The sequence below is a fragment of the Paenibacillus sp. FSL F4-0122 genome, assembly GCF_038002845.1.
GTDB classification, from domain to species: Bacteria; Bacillota; Bacilli; order Paenibacillales; family Paenibacillaceae; genus Paenibacillus_AQ; species Paenibacillus_AQ odorifer.
The window spans coordinates 4,003,604-4,019,235 of the sequence record NZ_JBBODI010000001.1; the positions used below are offsets into that span (position 1 = coordinate 4,003,604).

The following is a 15,632-nucleotide window of genomic DNA, read 5'->3' on the forward strand; positions in this document are numbered from 1 at the left end:
AACAAAAAATTCCCCTACTGATGATATAATGTAAACGTATCTTAAATTTGGGAGGAGTGCGGTTATCTATGCAGGTGTGGTTCGCTGAGCATCCAATCGTCGCTTATATTGTTATCTTTATATTGCTTACTTTTGTTTATAATCAAGTCTTTCGTGTGAATCAAAAGTTATCGATTGGCAAGGAAATCATGCTCTACATAATGATGGCGATTGGCTCTGGCATGCTCCTCATTTTCCAACATGATAAGCTTCCGATTATCCAATGTCTGTTGGTTGCTGTCGGATTAATGCTGATGGTACGGATACGTTATATAGTAGAAGCTCGACAGAAGAGAAAGGCTGCGGCAGCAGCGAAGAGATCGTAATCGCAACTTTTGTACCTTATGGATCGTCTAATTAATGTAGCAATTCTAATTCTAAATGAAATGAAAAGGACTTTATTCTATTATGAGTACAAGAAACAGCGGTTTACCTCCAAGAGCAAACGGGCAACAACCTACTAATAGAAAACAGCCTGTGAAGGGTGTTTCTAAGAAAAAAACGAAAAAGAAAGTGAAAAAGAGAGGTTTTTTTGGCAGATTAGTTAGAGTATTGTTAACTTTGCTAATTATTGCGATCCTCGGCGTGCTGGGTTATGGCGGTTATCTGTATTGGAAGCTTGAGCATGGCGTATTTAATGCAGGGGTTGAGGGTACGGTTGCTCCAGGGCAATCCGCTTCAGAAAAGCCACTGACGATGCTTATACTGGGAACGGATAACAGACCTAAACACGAGTCTTATTTGACTGACGTAATCATGGTTGCAGCACTTAATCCTAAGACCAAATCAGCGACCATTGTTTCGCTTCCTCGTGATACCTATGTGGAGCTAAGCGGCTATAAGAAAACGAAGATTAATGAATTTTATGCTCGCTTCAAGGGTAAGGAGAAATCCTCCGGTCTACTGGCTGAAGACGAGATGAAGACGATGATGGGTAAGTATTTGGACATTGATGTAGATTATACAACGATTCTTGATTTTCAGGGCTTCCGGGATGTGGTGGACGAGCTTGGGGGAGTCGAAGTAAATATTAGTGAAAATATGTGTTATACAGACACTGTGGACGGCACGAATATCAATCTGAAAAAGGGTCCGGCAGAGCTGGATGGAAAAAATGCATTGGACTATGTGCGGTATCGTAAATCCAATTGCAAGCCTAAGACTAACGCTTCAGATGATTTTGATCGCAACAAACGCCAGAACGAAGTCCTGAACAGTCTGGTGGATCAGATGCAATCGCTTGGTGGCGTATTGAAAATCGGCAAGGTGCTTGATGCAGTGGACAGTAACATGAAGACAGATATCGAAAATTCGCAAATCAAAGATATGATTGCGACGTATTGGAAGATTTCCAAAGAGAATATCGAATTCAAGCCGGTTACTGGTACGTGGCGAAGTCCATATGTATATATTAATGATGAGGAGTTGGAGGCCGCTAAGAAAAGCTTGCAGGATCGAATTGCAGGAATTTCCACTGGAGCTGATTCGACAACTGCTGAGGCGCCTTGAGGACCTTAATATCTTCCATAGCTAAAATTGAATGCAAGTTTCAGCCTGTGCTATAATATAATAAATCGAATGAATTAACGTCGCATAGGGGGCCAGTACTTATGTCCGAAGCCGTTGCTCAGCTGAATGAAACTTTGCTATCGATGCTGCAATCGGAAACCTTTGTTCTTCTAAACACAGTTGATGCGGAGACAGGCGGTCCTACATCCACAGCTATTTCGTGGCTTTATGCTGTTAGTCCTAGTACTGTGCGTTTGGCTATTGATCATCGTTCAAGACTTGTGAATAATATGAAGGTTAATCCATTAATAACTATAACTGTGTTTGGTGAAGGAACTGTCTATGCCATTAACGGTAGTGCTGCTGTAAGGCAGGACCCGCTAGAGGATGTTCCCTTTAAGATGTGCTGTTTTGATGTTGAAATTAAAGCGGTCCGCAACGCGCTTTTTTACGGCGCGCAGCTTGACTCCGCCCCAAGATATGCGAAAGTTTATGATGGACGTGCCGCTGAGAAGTTGGACGGACAAGTATTTGCTGCCATGAAAAAAGCCTAGTGAAAATATCACTGGGCTTTTTTTGAATTCTAAGGACTTCTTTTGTCCTTTATCCACTACTGTGCATTTCTTTGCGGCTTGGTATCCTCTGGCAGCTGTGGCATGATTCGTCCGATAATATCAGCCAGCTCGGATGAGAATCCGGAAATCGGATGTCCCTTGGAGATATGGCGGCTCATTTCCGCTAATCTGCTGGAGAGATCCATATCCGCTGTGACAAGCGCCCGTACACTTCTTGGGTCTTTGCGGATAGCTTCTGCTACAGAATATTTGATGCTTCCTACACGTGAGCGGCCTAGAGAACCTTCTACATCAAGACCAACAATGGCAACTTTGTTCATGACTACACAGTGTGCGCCATTTACACCGGGAACTCTTTTGGCCAACTGTTCAAAATGATCCTTAAGTGCAATTTCATTTTCTCCATTAACATTGACGGCTTGACCAGCTTTTGAGGTGGCTTTAGGATTAGTCGCACCATCATTGGACAATTGCCGAACCTCATGGTTCCCCGTACCCTTTACAGCATTCGCAGATTGTTTATTCTGAGGAGAGGGTGATGTCTTTTTATTAGCGATACCGCAGCTTGTCAGTAGCAGCAGTACCAGCAACAGACATATTGATTTTCTCATATGTGATTACTCCTTTCAGCCAATGAATCGTTTCTGTACCTTATCTTTTCCCTTGGCGGAAAGAGTTATGTATGATCAATCAAACCAGGCGCTGTGGAGGGGATAATATGAACAAGATATTTGTGCTAGATACCAACGTGCTTTTGCACGACCCCAATTCAATTTTCTCTTTCAAGGAGCATGAGGTGGTTATTCCGGCCGTTGTGCTGGAAGAAATCGACTCCAAGAAGCGCAATGCTGACGAAATCGGTCGGAATGCCCGTACGGTATCCCGATTGCTTGATGGACTCCGGGAACTAGGTCATTTGCATAGTGGTGTGGAACTGGAGCATGGAGGCAAGCTGAAGGTAGAACTTAACCATCGCAGTTTTGTGAAGGTACAGGAAATGTTTGGTGAGGTGTCTAACGACAATCGGATTTTGGCTGTTGCGCTCAATTATTTGAATGAAGAGAATGAGAAGCCTGATCCGCGTCCCGTTGTGCTTGTGAGCAAGGATGTACTGGTTCGTATTAAAGCGGATGTACTTGGAATTACGCCAGAGGATTATTTGTCAGATCGTACTGGAGACTTAAATGAACTATACACTGGTTACCAATCTCTGCAGGTGCATCCCGCATTGATTGATGAATATTATAGTCACCGCTCTCTGACGGTAAAACAGCTCGCGTTGTCGTATCCGTTGTACCCTCATGAATTTGTGATTCTCAAGGATGAGATTGGCACTGGCAAATCAGCTCTTCTCAAAGTGAATAGTGATGCCACACGTCTGGAGCCACTCTATCTGGGCAATGATTCGGTTTGGGGGATTAGCGCCCGTAATGCTCAACAACGAATGGCACTGGAGCTGCTGCTAAATGATGAAATCCCACTCGTAACGATCACGGGTAAGGCTGGGACAGGGAAGACGTTATTGGCGCTTGCAGCCGGACTATTCAAAGTGGAGGATGAACATAAATACAAAAAATTGCTTATCGCCCGTCCGGTTGTTCCTATGGGTAAGGACATTGGTTACTTGCCCGGTGAGAAGGATGAGAAGCTTAGACCCTGGATGCAGCCTATTTATGATAATCTGGAATTCCTGTTCGATACCAAAAAAGCTGGCGATATCGATAAAATCTTAATGGGGTTAGGCAGTATACAGGTAGAAGCCTTAACCTATATTCGCGGCCGTTCAATCCCATCACAGTTCATTATTATTGATGAGGCGCAGAACCTTTCCCGTCATGAGGTGAAGACCATTGTCTCCAGAGCGGGAGAAGGAAGTAAAGTCATTCTAATGGGCGATCCGGAGCAAATCGATCATCCATATCTGGATGCTGCGAGCAACGGACTGAGCTATATCGTCGAGAAGTTTAAGCAGCAAGGGATTAGCGGACATATTACTTTGGAAAAAGGTGAACGTTCCCGCTTGGCGCAATTGGCCGCGGATCTACTCTAGCCGTTCATGAATCCAATTTTCAGCCGGGAGAAGCAAACACTCCCGGCTTTTTCCTGCCCGCCCGGAAACGGCAGAGGAATTTAGGAGGTTTTAGAGCGTTTCACCCATATAATAGAAAGAGAACGGTTTCACAAACTAAAGACAAGCACCGGAGGGTTTGGTAAAATAGGGGAGACCAATCAAAAGGGAAGGTGGGAAATCGTGCTGAAACGCAAAAATTATTGGCTGCTTTTTGCAATTTTACTACTATCGCTGACAAGCCTGTCGCCCAGTATGGAATTGAGTACCAGTAACGATCCACGTCCTATGAAAAGACCGCAAAGTCAGTCGACCAATCCCTCTTCCGGAGATGAGGGAACTATAGATAGCTTACATATAAGAGTATCGTTAAATAGCGAAGAATTTAGTGAACTGGAGCTCCTTAGCAACCGCTATACCTTAGAAAGTGGAGTAAAGGTTATTTTAAGCAATGTGGATATTGAGGATGCCGATGAGGTATTGAAGCATGATTTAACGATCGGGGACAGCCCGGATATAGTCATGGCAGATGGACGAAGCATACTGGACTGGGCCACACGTGGATATTTATTGCCGATGGATGTGTATCAGAGCGTTCCGGGGAGTGCACCGTTAACACAGTTGATCCCCTTGATGCAGTGGAATGGATATAATTGGGGAGTCCCGTTAGATATAGATCCTTACGTGCTCGTTTATTCCCCACAACGGCTGGCGGAGCTGGGTTTTAATGCATTACCCAAAAGCCTCGAAGAGTGGAATATCCTGCTTCAGAATGTGCTTAAAGAGCAAGGAAAATATTTACTCGCGATGGATACCCGTAATCCTTATGGATTGTCAGCGGTAATGGAGAGCATGAATAGCAGCTTGTTAGCAGATAACCAAGAAGTGTTGAATTGGACTCAGAACGCCCGCAGTTATTTTTATCTCACCAGCCGCTACAATAAAGATGTCTGGGATATGCTACAAGGAGGTAGTGTCGCGGTTGCTTCTTTACCGTTATCCGAGTGGCAGAAGCATGGTAATTCATCCCTTGCTGCTGTTCCGGCGCTGACTGCCAATAACGGAGGTGGGTTTGAATCCTGTTACAGTCGATCTTTTGCCCTTCCAGCTCAATCTCAAAGTCCAAAGGAAGCTGTGAATTGGCTGACTTTTATCACCTCAGAGGATGCTCAGTTGGATTGGTTGGAGAATACGGGGAGCTTGCCGGCGCTTGATGTTCTTTATCGTTCGGAGCATGCTTTTAAATACAAACTTCCTTTCGATGTTGAGCTATTGCTGACAGAAGAAACCGCCCCGGAGGATGAGTCACAGGGCGGCTGGAGTAAGGTTGTTGAAGCTGTATCATTACTATTAACAGGGCAGATAGATGCGGAAGGCTACAAAGAATATCTAAAAGAAGGTCTAAAATGAAATGGAAAGCTTAACATGCAAGACGCCCTCTTGGCTATCTACTGCCGTGGCACGAAGGAAAGATACTATTTTTCCAGGATAAAAGCCTAAGTCAAATTCTTCTTCCAACGTTTTTCTTGTCGTGTCAGGCAATTCAAGACCATTAAATACAATATGATCGACTTGGAATATAAGGCCGTTGATCGGTTCTTCCTGAATGGTGTAGTGACCGGTCAGTGAAAGAGCTAGCGCTCCGCTTTTTCCAGTGGCAGTAATTGAACCGTCATTGAAATGAAAGGCGAAGTCTTTAAACAGCGAATTCTGTGATTGCAAAAATTCATTCAAATCCTCTTCCTTCAGGTTTAGCTCATAAGTCATTCCCTTTCGAGTCAGTACACCCTCTCGATTCTGAACAAACTGTGGTAGTTTATTCATTGCGGAGGATAACGCCTTGAAATATGTTTTTACCTCGTGCAGGCCGATATTCTCCCAATATAATGTGAATTCTTTAAGTAGAGTACTCATATTTTCAGGATCGCTGCTATTTTTAATCCCACCCTCAATTTCCTTGTTGAGCGCGTTTACCCGAACTTGCTGTTCCTCCAGAGCCGTGCGCAGCCGGGCGAGCTCTTCCGAGTTTCGCTTCGCAGTCTGAATGGTATCCTTCAAATCCTTATATTGTTCTTCATATTGTGAGAGAATATCGCGGTCATTCCCAATAATAATCTCATAATAATCGAACAGAGCCAGGAATCTGCTGATACTTTTTGCTGAAAAAAACGCGACCAGAAGATTATCTCTATCCCCCATATAATAAGAACGCACAACTGCACCTGCCCGTTCCTGTTGGTCCGCAATGGCTGTTTTTTTCTGGGTAGCTTGTCTGTTCAAGCTTTCTACCTTTTGTTCAAGCGCTTTTTGTTCGGCTGTAATCTTGATGATTTCACGTTCAATTTCTGCAGAAGACAAGGTCTGTTCAAGTAGTTTACGGGTTTCTTCATTATCTGGTATAGCAGAGTTGAAAAAATCACCGCTAGGATCGGCAGACAAGTACTTCACAGGTTGTAACGGAAACAAAGTACAGCAGAAGAGAATTAGTATGGTTGCAATCATGCGGCTTTGTAAATTGCGGGAGCGCACCACACCACCACCTTTTTTTTGAAATGATATATGTATGTACTAATAATATGTTTAACCCTTCTAAAATAGCATACAAACAAAAAAACGGAAGTGATCCTTATAAGATAAGGACCTCATCCGCTCTAAAAGAGTACTGCAATTTATAGTGGAAGACCCATTTGAAAGATCGTCCAATAACTAAATCCGGTGAAAGTCAGAATCATGTATGCCCAGAAGAGAAGAACATAAGTTTTTTCAGTAAATTTCATATAGCCAAGTATTACGAAAAATGCTGTTTGCAAAAAGAAAAGCAAGGCCATTTCTGTTAGACCTCCGGCGAAAGCCATCAATCCAATAGCTAATGTGAAAAAACCTAATACCCGAAACATGCGGTCCAAGAGAGAGTCCCCCTTCCAGTATGTATCTCACGAATATTCCTTCGATTTATTATACCCTCAACATAATTATGTGTAAACGAATTCATTGAAAAAAATGCACTAATCTTCAAAAAATGTGATTTTTATAATTGACCTGAGTGATTAGCGCTTTAAAAAAGAGAATTTATAGTTTTATGCGTATGATGTACGCAGATAATGGAAATACAAATTAGTATCAAATAGATTCTATGAACTCTATGAGAAGCATAGAAATGGAGTAAGCAGCTTTTATCCCTATTCACTACCCGGCAGAACTGCCGGTTATGGAGATGGTTATTTCATGACGTTGTTAGGAGGTTTGGCTTTATGACAGCCGTTAGACAGGACGCTTGGAGTGCAGAAGATGATCTAATATTGGCAGAAGTAACTTTGCGACACATTCGGGAGGGCAGCACACAGCTTGCCGCTTTTGAAGAGGTGGGTGAAAAAATCGGCAGAACTTCGGCCGCTTGCGGATTCCGCTGGAACAGTTGTGTTCGGAAAAGTTATGAAGGTGCAATCGGTATTGCTAAAGGGCAGCGTCAAAAGCGTAGCTACCTGAAAAAGCAGCCGTCAGTAAGAGGAGCGCAAGTAGCTGGTCTGATTCTGGGTGATGTCGATGAGGAATTTGGACGCGGTGAGGGATTAAGTGAAAACACATTATCCATCGATGCGGTCATTCGTTTCTTAAGGCAATGGAAGGGTACGATCCAGGAAGCAGGACGTCAGCTGAAAATGCTGGAAAGAGACCTGCGCGAGAAGGAAGATGAATTAACAGAATTACGATCTGAGAATGAGCGGTTGTCTAAAGAGGTTAATCTTGCTCAAAGCGACTACCGGGTAGTCAACGATGATTACAAAGCTTTAATTCAGATTATGGATCGTGCTCGCAGGCTTGCTTTCTTAAATGAAGAAGAAGAAGAAATGAAGACTCGTTTCAAAATGGATGGTAACGGAAATTTAGAACGCATTGAATAAACGATAGGTTAACTAACAATCCCGCAAGTGGTCTGCTTTTTAAGCACCACTTGCGGGGTTTTTGGTATACTTAGAAAAATTGTGCTTAAGATCAGCAGGAGGGTTATATGAAAATTGATATAATTGGTGCAGGTTCACTCGGGCTGCTGCTGGCAGGGAGATTGATCCAAGCCGGGAATGATGTGAGACTGTGGGGCCGAGGGATAGAACAATGCCAACGATTAGGGCGTGATGGCTTAACGGTTACCTACGAGGATGAACGCGAGCCGATAACAATTTCGGAAGATCAGTTTGTATCCGCGCCAATAGGGGAGTTCGCTGGTGCTTATCTGGAAGAGCCGAGTGATTGGATCGTGGTGACGGTTAAACAGAATACTCTACATAATGATTTGCCTGAATTTCTATCCCTACTTAAGGAAGAGCAAGTACATATGATATGTTTTCAGAATGGTACAGGACATATGGAGATGTTGGGGGGCTTGTTGCCGGACGCCAATTTATATGTAGCTGTGACTACGGAGGCTGCGAAGCGCAAATCATTAACTGAGGTCATTCATGCAGGAGCAGGGGAGGTGTGGATAGGAAAATGGAGCTCAGGGGATGGACAAGCTCATAGCATACATAATGATTTAAAAGCGAATAATTTAATAGAAGTTCTCATAATGGCAGGATTCGCAGCCTTTTTGTCGAATGAAGTGGATACCATGATTTACCGGAAGCTCTTGATCAATGCCGTTATTAATCCACTCACGGCGATTTGGCGTATTCCAAATGGGGAGCTGCTGTCTTCAGAGCAACGCCTCCAATTAATGAAGGAAGTTTTTGAAGAAGCAACAATGGTGTATGATTTCTGTGAAATTACTTATGATAAGGATGCTTGGGATAACATCCTTCAGGTATGCCGGTTAACGTCTGGCAATATTTCATCTATGCTGGCAGATGTACTTGCTTCAAGAACCACAGAAATTCGTTGGATCAATGGAAGTCTTGTAGAAATGGCAGAACGATCTGGAGTGTCGGCACCATTAAATCGCTGGCTCTGCCAATTAGTAGAAGGTATTGGGGTATGATCTCTGGGGAGAGGTGAAGCTATGGGACTGCTGATGGATTCGGTTATTACTTTAAGCGTTATTCCGATTGTGCCGTTTTTGATTGTTTTTTTCATTGGAAAAGGCTTAAAAAAAGATAAAAAGAAAACTTTTATGCTCGCTATGGACGTGACCACATTTTTTTTATTATTGTCGGTCTCCGCATTGTTTAATAACATCTTTAATTCCGGTTTTGGGTTTTACCTTATACTAATTATTGTATTAATATCCGCTGGACTGATTGGCGGAGCTCAAAATCGGATGAAAGGAAAGGTAGATGGGAAGCGGTTATTTCGGGCAGTTTGGAGACTTTCGTTCTTTTTTATGAGCGTCGGATATTTATTATTTATGTTTGTTGGGCTAATTACCTACATATCACAAGCGATGTAACGTTCCACTGCTTCGGTGAAGCGTCAACGTCACAAAAGTTTAAAGTTTTTAAAAAAAAATATTTTCTGAAAACATTGCACTAGATTTTTTTGACCACTGGTTGTATAATCATAAACCATATACCACATTCTATTTAGGGGGAACTGCTAGATGAAGAAGAGTAAAAGTCTATTGCTAATGATTGCATTAGTACTTGTTATCGGCACAGTGCTTGCTGGCTGCGGCGGAAACAATGCAAACAGCGGCAATAAAGGTAACAATGCTAACACTGGTAACACGGCAACTGGTAATGCAGCTACAGAAGAAAAATTGGCTGCTGACCAAACATTGAGAATTAACCTTAGTTCTGAGCCTCCAACATTTGACCCAGGATTGGCGCAAGATAGCCAAGCTAACACTGTCCTGAAAACAATGTACGAAGGTTTGACTCGCATGAATGATGAAACAGGTCAAGCTGAACCAGGTGTTGCTGAAAGCTGGGAAGTTTCCGCTGACGGTCTGGTATATACTTTCAAACTCCGTGATTCACAATGGAGTAACGGCGATCCTGTAACAACAGAAGATTTCGTTCGCGCTTGGAAACGCGTGCTCGATCCTGCTGCTGCATCTGCTGCGCCTTACGCTTATCAATTGTACTACATCAAAAATGCTGAAAAGTACTACAACAAGGAAATTACTGATTTCAGTCAAGTAGGTGTCAAAGCGATTGATGAGAAAACTCTTGAAGTTACTCTTGAATCCTCCACTCCTTACTTCCTTGGATTGCTTTCCTTCTACACTTATTACCCTGTACACAAATCCATTGAGAGTAATCCTAAATGGGCAACAAGCAAAGATTCTATGATCGTTAACGGTGCTTTCACTCTTACTGAGTGGACTACTGGTCAAACTCTTGTTGTAACTAAAAACGATAAATACTGGGATAAAGATTCCATTAAACTTAGCGCTATCGATTTCTCCCTTGTAAACAGCGGTGCAACTGAACTGCTCAGCTACAAGAACGGTGAATATGATCGTGCGGGCGGACCAACTGGTGAAATTCCATCAGAACAAATTCCAATCGTACAAAAAGAACTTCCTAACGAATTCAGCCGTAAAGGTATTGCTTCCGTATACTACTACGAATTCAATATCACTGAAAAACCATTCACAAACGCTAAAATCCGTAAAGCTCTTGCAATGGCGCTTAACCGCCAAGCTTTGATTGACAATGTAGTTCAAGGTGGACAATTCCCAGCATTCGGTTTTGTACCTCCAGGTATCGCTGGTGCTGATGGTGAATACCGTACAGCAGTTAAAGATAGCTACTTCACTGAAGATCTAGAACAAGCTAAAACATTGCTTGCTGAAGGTCTGAAAGAAGAAGGTATGGATAAACTGCCTACATTCTCCCTGACTTACAACACAAGTGAAGGTCACAAGAAAATCGCTTTGGCGATTGCTGATATGTGGAAAAACAATCTTGGTATCGACGTACAAACCGTTAACCAAGAGTGGGCTGTATTTATTGAAAACCGTCAAAACCTGAACTACCAAGTTGCTCGTGCTGGTTGGACTGCGGATTACAATGATCCAATGACTTTCCTTGATATGTGGGTAACAGGTGGCGGTAACAATGATACTGGTTACGCTAACCCTGAGTATGACAAATTGATCAGCGAAGCTAAAACAAGCACTGACTTGGCAGTACGTCAAGAAAAGTTTGCTGCAGCTGAAAAATTGCTCATCGAGCAAGATATGGTTCTGATTCCTTTGTACTACTACACTAACAACTCCCTGACTAAAGAGTACCTTAAAGGTGTTACTCTTGACTTTAGTGGTGCAATTGACTTGACTCGCGGATACTTGCTTGAGCACTAAGATATTGCTTTAGTAATTACAACAGAATAGTTAGTTGACTGAAGTTGCAGAATACTTCGGGATATATATGTGGAATTCCATATATATCCCTTTTTTTTGTACTCCTGTCTATTTGTTAATTAATGTTATTAATAACATATATAGAAAATAGACAAAAATCCGTTTTTTTCATAAAATCATTATTATGTGTATCAAAAATTGTCGGAGGAGGTGTGATGGGGATGGTTCGTTATGTCGCAAATAAGTTTTTCTATATGTTGGTTTCTCTATTTGTATTGATTTCAGCTACCTTTTTCTTGATGAAAGCTATTCCGGGGGATCCGTTTACTTCTGAAAAGAAGGTACCGCCAGAAATTAAAGCACGTCTGATGGAACAATATGGTCTGGACAAGCCGCTCTCTCATCAGTATTTTAAGTATTTAGGTGATATTATCCAAGGTGACCTAGGTGTCTCAATGAAACGCCTAAATCAAGATGTATCACATTTGATCAGTCAAACCTTTTCAGCGTCGCTGAAGCTGGGACTCGTCGCAATCGTTGTGGCGGTTATTGTCGGAGTATTTCTCGGCATGTTGGCGGCACTCTATCACAGAAAGTTTATTGACAGCGCAGCTATGGTGCTGGCAGTTCTGGGGATTGCGGTTCCGAGCTTTGTAGTCGCGTCATTACTGCAGTACGTATTTGCTTTCAAACTGGGTTGGGTACCGGTTTCAGGTTTTAAAGGGCCAATCTATTATTTCTTACCCGTGGCCGCGCTCTCGGCACAGCCGATCGCCTTTATCGCCCGCTTGACCCGTTCAAGCATGCTTGAAGTTTTGAATGCGGATTATATCAAAACGGCTAAAGCAAAGGGATTGAGCTGGATGGCTATTCTGAGCCGTCATGTACTTCGTAACGGAATTCTACCTGTTGTTACTTATATGGGTCCAATGACAGCTAACATCGTAACTGGTTCGGTTGTTATCGAGCAGATCTTTGGTGTTGGGGGTATTGGTAAACAGTTCGTGGAAGCGATTGGTGTCCGTGACTATACCGTTATTATGGGGATAACCATTTTCTATGGTGTATTACTCATGGTTGCCCGCTTTATTACTGATATTGCTTATGTATTGATTGACCCACGTATGAAATTAAGTGGAGGAAAGGAGGGCTAAAGAGTGGCTACTGAAAATAACTTGCTAAATCTAAAACCGGAAGATTTTCAAAAAGTCGGTGTGGATGAAAAAGAAGCCGAAGTTATCCAGCGTGAGAGTCTCTCTGCTTGGAAAGACTCTTGGCAACGGTTGCGTCAAAATAAAATGGCGATGACTGCGCTCGGTATCCTGGGTTTGATTGTACTTGCAGCGATTTTTGCACCTTTTATCTCGAAATATAACTATTATTCTAATGATTTGATGAGCACCAACAAGCCCCCTTCCTCCGATCACTGGTTTGGAACGGATGATCTTGGTCGTGATATCTTTGTTCGTACTTGGTACGGTGCACGGATCTCCTTGATCGTTGGTCTTGCTGCGGCAGCCATCGACTTGTTCATCGGTGTTATCTACGGAGGCATTATGGGCTTCTTCGGCGGCCGTGTAGATAATATTATGAATAAATTCTCTGAAATTTTGTATTCTATTCCATATTTGCTGGTTGTAATCTTGCTCTTGGTCGTTCTTGAGCCAAGTCTTGGAACAATCATCCTAGCTCTAACCATTACAGGCTGGATTACGATGTCGTGGATTGTGCGTGGAGAAATTATGCAGCTCAAGAATCGCGAATTCGTATTGGCGTCCCGTTCCATGGGTGCTGGTTCTGCGAGACTGTTGTTCAAGCACCTTCTGCCGAACGCGGTTGGTCCGATTATCGTAACCATTACACTGTCTGTACCAAATGCTATCTTTGCTGAGGCCTTCCTAAGCTTCTTGGGTCTTGGTGTACAAGCTCCTGTTGCTTCACTTGGATCGATGATCAATGACTCACTCACCGGCTGGCTGTACTATCCATGGCGCTTCTTGTTCCCTGCGATCCTAATCAGCTTAACAATGCTTTCTTTCAACATTTTCGGTGATGGTCTTCGTGACGCGCTTGATCCTAAGCTGAAGAAATAGGAGGAATATGGATGGAACCTATTTTACAAGTCAAAGATTTGCATATTTCCTTTTTTGTTAAGGGCGGAGAAGTACAAGCTGTCCGTGGTATGAATTTTGAAATTGGCAAAGGCGAAACGGTTGCCATCGTCGGCGAGTCCGGCAGCGGTAAGAGTGTAACTGCTCAATCGATTATGCGTTTGATCCCTTCTCCACCTTCTAAAGTGAAAAAGGGAGAAATTATTTTTCAAGGACAGAATCTGCTAGACAAAAGCATGAAAGAAATGGAATCTATTCGCGGTAAAGATATTGGCATGATTTTTCAAGACCCGATGACTTCTCTGAACCCAACCATCAAAGTGGGCAAACAGATCACTGAAGTTTTGATTAAACATCAGAAAATGTCAGCGGCCGAAGCGAAAAAGCAAGGTATGGAGATGTTGAAATTAGTAGGCATCAAAAATGCGGAGGCTCGCTTTAACCAATATCCCCACGAATTCTCAGGCGGTATGCGCCAGCGTGTAATGATCGCAATCGCGTTAGCTTGCCGTCCGGCTTTGCTGATAGCGGATGAGCCTACAACGGCTCTAGATGTAACCATTCAGGCGCAGATCATGGAAGTTATGAGAGAGATGCAGCAAAAACTAGGTACCTCCATTATTCTGATTACACATGATCTCGGCGTAGTTGCTGGCATGTGTGATCGGGTGATTGTAATGTATGCAGGTGAGGTTGTGGAGACCGGAACAAGATGGGAAATCTTTAAAAATCCACAACATCCATACACCAAAGGTCTGCTGCGCTCAATGCCGCGTCTGGACCAAAAGAAAGGCGAGCCGCTTATTCCGATCATCGGCACACCGCCAGATCTGATCAAGCCGCCGATCGGCTGTCCGTTCACTGCTCGTTGCAATGAAGCGATGCATGTGTGCGAACAAATCGATCCCGGCGCCACAGAATTCAGCGAAACGCATATGGCGCGTTGCTGGAATCTGCATTCGATGGCCAAGGAGGTGCAGTACTCTTGAGTAAGAACCTAATAGAGGTAGAAGGTCTTAAGAAATATTTTAATGTAGGTAAAGGTAAGGTTCTTAAGGCTGTTGATAATATTAACTTCACGATCCGTGAGGGCGAGACACTTGGGATGGTAGGTGAGTCCGGTTGTGGTAAGACTACTGCTGGACGTACGATTCTTCGCTTGTATGAGCCAACTGCTGGAAGTGTGAAATATAATGGTACAGACATTTATAAATTACCTGGAAATCAAATGAAGGCTATGCGCCGTGACATGCAAATGATTTTCCAAGATCCGTACGCATCGCTTAACCCGCGGTTTACGGTTTCTGATATCATCGGCGAGGCACTGGACATTCACGGAATGGCTGGCAGCCGTGCAGAACGTAAGAAACGGATTGAAGAACTGCTGGATATGGTTGGTCTTAATCATGACCATGCAACCCGTTATCCGCATGAATTCTCCGGTGGACAACGTCAACGTATCGGGATTGCCCGTTCGTTAGCGGTTAATCCTAAGTTCATCGTTTGTGATGAGCCGATTTCCGCACTTGACGTATCCATTCAAGCTCAGGTCGTTAACTTGCTTAAAGAATTGCAAGATCGTCTGGGATTGACTTATCTTTTCATCGCGCATGATCTGTCCATGGTTAAACATATCAGTGATCGCGTAGCAGTTATGTACTTGGGTAAAATGGTTGAGTTGGCGGAAAGTGAAGAGCTATATGCAAATCCTATCCACCCTTATACTAAATCCCTATTGTCGGCTATTCCAGTTCCGGACCCGGAAATTGAAGTCAACAAAAAACGTATTCACTTGCATGATGAGCTTGGCAGCCCTATTTATTCTGCTAACGATAAGACCAATGACAGTGACTTTGAATTAGTAGAAGTATCTAAAGGCCACTTTGTCAGCAAAAAATTCGCATAATTTATACTTAGGTTTTCAAAGGCGGGAGCATTATGCTCTCGCCTCTTGTATGTATTTAGGATATTATTTAATGATTTTATAGTATAATTGAACAGTTGGCTGTACCTGTGTTGCTGATATCAAGACATGTTTTGCTTTGACGCGGCTCCTGACTTTGGATACAATCATAGAGAGTTTTTACGAA

General features: G+C 43.1%; 16 protein-coding genes. 13 read left to right on the forward strand and 3 right to left on the reverse strand.

The window, feature by feature from the left end:
* The first annotated feature begins 68 nt into the window (after positions 1–68).
* The 3 genes from MHH49_RS17245 (at position 69) to MHH49_RS17255 (ending at position 2,102) form a co-directional block, all read left to right on the forward strand.
* Positions 69–365, forward strand: coding sequence for a YlaH-like family protein (locus MHH49_RS17245; RefSeq protein ID WP_036683721.1), 297 nt, complete (start codon positions 69–71; stop codon positions 363–365).
* A gap of 82 nt (positions 366–447) precedes the next feature.
* Positions 448–1,548 (forward strand): LCP family protein, encoded by a 1,101-nt coding sequence (locus tag MHH49_RS17250; RefSeq protein ID WP_036683718.1) that lies wholly within the window; start codon positions 448–450, stop codon positions 1,546–1,548.
* Positions 1,549–1,649: 101 nt separating this feature from the next.
* Complete coding sequence (locus MHH49_RS17255) at positions 1,650–2,102, forward strand: pyridoxamine 5'-phosphate oxidase family protein (RefSeq protein ID WP_036683715.1); 453 nt, start codon at positions 1,650–1,652, stop codon at positions 2,100–2,102.
* Between the two features lie 56 nt (positions 2,103–2,158).
* Here the strand turns inward: MHH49_RS17255 and MHH49_RS17260 are convergent, their stop codons facing one another.
* On the reverse strand, positions 2,159–2,734 hold the full coding sequence (locus MHH49_RS17260) for a YhcN/YlaJ family sporulation lipoprotein (protein WP_036683713.1): 576 nt from the start codon (positions 2,732–2,734) through the stop codon (positions 2,159–2,161).
* 107 nt (positions 2,735–2,841) lie between these two features.
* Here MHH49_RS17260 and MHH49_RS17265 point away from each other — a divergent pair, with 107 nt between their 5' ends.
* Together MHH49_RS17265 and MHH49_RS17270 are read left to right on the forward strand one after the other, a co-directional pair.
* Positions 2,842–4,173, forward strand: a complete 1,332-nt coding sequence (locus MHH49_RS17265; protein WP_036683710.1) for a PhoH family protein — start codon at positions 2,842–2,844, stop codon at positions 4,171–4,173.
* Positions 4,174–4,374: 201 nt separating this feature from the next.
* Positions 4,375–5,601: an extracellular solute-binding protein gene (locus tag MHH49_RS17270; RefSeq protein ID WP_036683707.1), complete on the forward strand. Its 1,227-nt coding sequence runs from the start codon at positions 4,375–4,377 to the stop codon at positions 5,599–5,601.
* Here the strand turns inward: MHH49_RS17270 and MHH49_RS17275 are convergent.
* Positions 5,593–6,720, reverse strand: coding sequence for a coiled-coil domain-containing protein (locus MHH49_RS17275; protein WP_235219499.1), 1,128 nt, complete (start codon positions 6,718–6,720; stop codon positions 5,593–5,595). The two genes, MHH49_RS17270 and MHH49_RS17275, sit on opposite strands and share 9 nt — an antisense overlap.
* Positions 6,721–6,860: 140 nt before the next feature.
* Entirely contained in the window at positions 6,861–7,097 is a 237-nt protein-coding gene (locus MHH49_RS17280) for a DUF2626 family protein (RefSeq protein ID WP_036683705.1), read from the reverse strand.
* A 345-nt stretch (positions 7,098–7,442) separates the two neighbouring features.
* Here MHH49_RS17280 and MHH49_RS17285 point away from each other — a divergent pair, with 345 nt between their 5' ends.
* The 8 genes from MHH49_RS17285 (at position 7,443) to MHH49_RS17320 (ending at position 15,448) form a co-directional block, all read left to right on the forward strand.
* Positions 7,443–8,093, forward strand: a complete 651-nt coding sequence (locus MHH49_RS17285; protein WP_036683702.1) for an RsfA family transcriptional regulator — start codon at positions 7,443–7,445, stop codon at positions 8,091–8,093.
* Positions 8,094–8,200: 107 nt separating this feature from the next.
* A complete protein-coding gene (locus MHH49_RS17290; RefSeq protein ID WP_076213938.1) occupies positions 8,201–9,163 on the forward strand; it encodes a ketopantoate reductase family protein in 963 nt (320 codons plus the stop codon).
* Positions 9,164–9,184: 21 nt separating this feature from the next.
* The gene (locus MHH49_RS17295; RefSeq protein ID WP_036683696.1) at positions 9,185–9,571 is read left to right on the forward strand and encodes a DUF3397 domain-containing protein; all 387 of its coding nucleotides are present in this window, start codon (positions 9,185–9,187) and stop codon (positions 9,569–9,571) included.
* A 150-nt stretch (positions 9,572–9,721) separates the two neighbouring features.
* Positions 9,722–11,431 carry a peptide ABC transporter substrate-binding protein gene (locus MHH49_RS17300; RefSeq protein WP_036683694.1) on the forward strand — a complete coding sequence of 570 codons (1,710 nt, stop codon included), beginning with the start codon at positions 9,722–9,724 and terminating at the stop codon, positions 11,429–11,431.
* Between the two features lie 221 nt (positions 11,432–11,652).
* Positions 11,653–12,585, forward strand: coding sequence for an ABC transporter permease (locus MHH49_RS17305; protein ID WP_036683691.1), 933 nt, complete (start codon positions 11,653–11,655; stop codon positions 12,583–12,585).
* Positions 12,586–12,588: 3 nt separating this feature from the next.
* Positions 12,589–13,524 carry an ABC transporter permease gene (locus tag MHH49_RS17310; protein WP_036683689.1) on the forward strand — a complete coding sequence of 312 codons (936 nt, stop codon included), beginning with the start codon at positions 12,589–12,591 and terminating at the stop codon, positions 13,522–13,524.
* A gap of 11 nt (positions 13,525–13,535) precedes the next feature.
* Positions 13,536–14,531, forward strand: a complete 996-nt coding sequence (locus MHH49_RS17315) for an ABC transporter ATP-binding protein (RefSeq protein ID WP_036683686.1) — start codon at positions 13,536–13,538, stop codon at positions 14,529–14,531.
* Positions 14,528–15,448: an ABC transporter ATP-binding protein gene (locus MHH49_RS17320; protein WP_036683682.1), complete on the forward strand. Its 921-nt coding sequence runs from the start codon at positions 14,528–14,530 to the stop codon at positions 15,446–15,448. Before MHH49_RS17315 ends, MHH49_RS17320 begins: the two co-directional genes overlap by 4 nt.
* The last annotated feature ends 184 nt before the right edge of the window (positions 15,449–15,632 follow it).

Coding starts and splice junctions, on each gene's coding strand:
- MHH49_RS17245 (WP_036683721.1), top strand. CDS start 69: ATGCAGGTGTGGTTCGCTGAGCATCCAATCGTCGCTTATATTGTTATC.
- MHH49_RS17250 (WP_036683718.1), top strand. CDS start 448: ATGAGTACAAGAAACAGCGGTTTACCTCCAAGAGCAAACGGGCAACAA.
- MHH49_RS17255 (WP_036683715.1), top strand. CDS start 1,650: ATGTCCGAAGCCGTTGCTCAGCTGAATGAAACTTTGCTATCGATGCTG.
- MHH49_RS17260 (WP_036683713.1), bottom strand. CDS start 2,734: ATGAGAAAATCAATATGTCTGTTGCTGGTACTGCTGCTACTGACAAGC.
- MHH49_RS17265 (WP_036683710.1), top strand. CDS start 2,842: ATGAACAAGATATTTGTGCTAGATACCAACGTGCTTTTGCACGACCCC.
- MHH49_RS17285 (WP_036683702.1), top strand. CDS start 7,443: ATGACAGCCGTTAGACAGGACGCTTGGAGTGCAGAAGATGATCTAATA.
- MHH49_RS17290 (WP_076213938.1), top strand. CDS start 8,201: ATGAAAATTGATATAATTGGTGCAGGTTCACTCGGGCTGCTGCTGGCA.
- MHH49_RS17295 (WP_036683696.1), top strand. CDS start 9,185: ATGGGACTGCTGATGGATTCGGTTATTACTTTAAGCGTTATTCCGATT.
- MHH49_RS17300 (WP_036683694.1), top strand. CDS start 9,722: ATGAAGAAGAGTAAAAGTCTATTGCTAATGATTGCATTAGTACTTGTT.
- MHH49_RS17305 (WP_036683691.1), top strand. CDS start 11,653: ATGGTTCGTTATGTCGCAAATAAGTTTTTCTATATGTTGGTTTCTCTA.
- MHH49_RS17315 (WP_036683686.1), top strand. CDS start 13,536: ATGGAACCTATTTTACAAGTCAAAGATTTGCATATTTCCTTTTTTGTT.